The sequence below is a fragment of the Candidatus Paceibacterota bacterium genome (assembly GCA_028714275.1).
GTDB lineage: Bacteria > Patescibacteriota > Minisyncoccia > Phycocordibacterales > CAINVO01 > CAINVO01.
Genome location: JAQTMP010000068.1, coordinates 1 through 2,512 on the forward strand (window position 1 = coordinate 1; position 2,512 = coordinate 2,512).

Below are 2,512 nucleotides of genomic sequence, written 5' to 3' on the forward strand. Positions count from 1 at the left end.
CGGGTCGGATAAAGAAGATATGAAAAGTTACTCAAAAAATACCTAAAAAGGTAGGCTACGTCGTGAGCCGAACCAAGATCTCCAGCCTCGGTCTCTGTTTCATTGTCCAGTCCGGTTTCGTTCTTAAAAAGAAAGCTATTGAGGCCTAGGCCATGAGCAAAATCATTCATTTTTTGCACAAAAGTGATGTTGTCAAGATCTTGACTAAGAGCCGCCGCCGCATCGTTTGAAGAAGCTACCAGCATGAGACGAATCAGATCATCCACATCCCACCTTTCTCCGGCAATCAGGCCCTGATCGCCATCTTTTTTGAGGGACTCAGGCGTGATGGATATTTCTGAAGCCAAAGGACCGATGGATTTGATTTTTTCATTGGCGAGGTTGTGGGCAATAATAGCTGTGGCAATCTTGGTCAAGGAGGCTAAAGGCAAAATAGCGGATGAGTTTTTTTGATAGAGTACCTCTCCTGTCAATGCGTCAAAGGCATATACTGACTTAGCTTGAAGTGGACCAGAAATAAAGGGAGCGTCTTGGGGTGCATAGGCAGGCAAATGTTGGATAGCACTGACCAGCGTAGAAAACCGAATAATTAAAATAGCGGTCAGAACAACAAGGCTAATCAAAATAATCTTATTTTGGCGGGATGTAAATAACATTTTATTCAGTTGGGGTTGGCTGGCTAGCGGGATCTTCGGCAATCAAAGCCTGCTCTATTTCGGGTACGATGCTGCCATATTCGGGAAGATCCTCAATCCGCGAAACGCCAAGGTGAGTCAGTAGATCAAAAGTGGGCTTATACAAAAAGCTCCGCTGGTCGTCTGGGGATTGGATTTTTTCCACCAATCCACGAATCATGAGGTTGCGTAAAATAAAATTTGAGTTTACTCCACGAATATAATCAATTCCTCGGCGAGCAATCGGCCCCTTATAAAGGATGATCGAAAGTGTTTCTAGGCCCGCTTTGCCAAGATCGCGAGAAAGCTCTTCCTTGGTCAAAGCCTGGATCAAGGCACTGGCCTCTGGCTTGGTACCCAGCATCACTTCATCTTCTTTGTAAACAAGGGTTAGGCCGGTATTTTTGAGACGTTCCTCTAAATTTTTAAGACCATTTTCTAGATCGGTAATGGTACACCCTAAAATAGCCATCAGTTTTTTGCGGCTGACTGGTTCTCCTTTCCAAAATAGGATAGCTTCGATGGTCTGGTCTGTGGTCATATATTTTTTTATATTAGCATACTAATGATAGCGTGGTATTCCTAGGTCGTTGCTTTCCATTTCGATCTCGTCAAACATTTTTGACTGAGTGACGCTGATCAAGCCTTGCTTGACGAGCTCGAGCATAGCCAAAAAACTTACAATGACATTTACCTTTTCCTCCTTGCCGATCTTGGCAAAATCTCGGAAGCTCATTTTAAGGCTTGAGGTAATGCGTTTAGCTAGGTTATCCATCATTTCCTCAAGGGAAATAACTTTTTTCAGAACAGCCTTAGGAATTAATTCTTTTTTCGGTAGGCTTTGGAGTACATTTCTAATCGCAGTGAAAATATTTGAAATACCTGTAGCACCAGAGACTTCTTTTGAAGGCGAAAAAACTGACTCGACTGGCATACCCTTTCCAGGAAAAATCGGAGTGTTGCCAAAGCGCTCTCGAACATGTTTTGAGAGCGCTTTGATTTGTTGGTATTCGCGGAGGCGTTTTTCTAGGTCTTCTATACTCCCCTGCTCTTCTTCAGTCAGGCTGAGTGACGGCAAGAGTGAGCGTGATTTGATCAAAAGCAAGGTCGAGGCGACTACGATAAAGTTGGCTCTATCTGGGATAGAATAATGCTCAAGCGCGTTGACATGGGCAATATAATCATCAGTCACTTTTGACAAGGAAATATCATTGATAAAAAACTTGTGTTTTTCTACTAGGGAAAGCAGTAGGTCAAGAGGTCCTTCAAAGGTTTCAGTTTTTATTTGGAAAGTCACCGGTCTATTTTAGCAGATTTTTAGGAAATTTGTATGTCGACTTTTTCTATAGTAGGATTGGTTCAGACAATGAATTTATGGACAAAAAAATATACAAAATCGCTATTACGGGCGGCCCGTGTGGGGGTAAAAGCAAGGCCATGAGTTATCTCATGGAAAGACTGACTGAGCTCGGTTTCTACGTCATTGTGGTACCCGAGCAAGCCACTTTTATGATTGAGGGAAGCAACATCAGGCCGGGCAAACACGGCATCGATGTCTCCTACTTTCAAAAGGAGCTCCTCAGGGGTCAAATCGAGGTTGAGGACCGTTACCAGCGGGTGGCTGAATTTTCCGATGCTGAGAAAATCATCATTCTCTGCGATCGGGGTGCCCTTGATGGCATGGCCTATGTGCCGGGCGGAATCACTGAATTTATTCAAATTTCGGCTGGTATCAAATCGATCGGCAGTATGAGGTCGCGCTACGATGGCATAGTTCACCTGGTCACGGCTGCGGATGGTGCTGAGGAGTATTACACCCTCGAAAACAACACTGCTCG

General features: G+C 44.1%; 4 protein-coding genes. 1 reads left to right on the top strand and 3 read right to left on the bottom strand.

Going from position 1 to position 2,512, the window contains the following annotated elements; all coding sequences use genetic code 11:
- From PHF79_04265 to PHF79_04275, 3 genes are all read right to left on the bottom strand, one after another.
- Positions 1-656, bottom strand: a 656-nt coding sequence (locus PHF79_04265) for a serine hydrolase (GenBank protein ID MDD5318994.1), incomplete at its 3' end; no start/stop codon positions are given.
- Position 657: 1 nt separating this feature from the next.
- Positions 658-1,215 (bottom strand): SMC-Scp complex subunit ScpB, encoded by a 558-nt coding sequence (locus PHF79_04270; GenBank protein ID MDD5318995.1) that lies wholly within the window; start codon positions 1,213-1,215, stop codon positions 658-660.
- 21 nt (positions 1,216-1,236) lie between these two features.
- Positions 1,237-1,971, bottom strand: coding sequence for a segregation/condensation protein A (locus PHF79_04275; GenBank protein MDD5318996.1), 735 nt, complete (start codon positions 1,969-1,971; stop codon positions 1,237-1,239).
- A 77-nt stretch (positions 1,972-2,048) separates the two neighbouring features.
- Here PHF79_04275 and PHF79_04280 point away from each other — a divergent pair.
- Positions 2,049-2,512 (top strand): AAA family ATPase (locus PHF79_04280; protein ID MDD5318997.1); only part of this gene is annotated, 464 nt, incomplete at its 3' end.

Bases quoted from the DNA above. Each gene is read 5' to 3' on its own strand.
- PHF79_04270 (MDD5318995.1), bottom strand. From the start codon at position 1,215: ATGACCACAGACCAGACCATCGAAGCTATCCTATTTTGGAAAGGAGAA.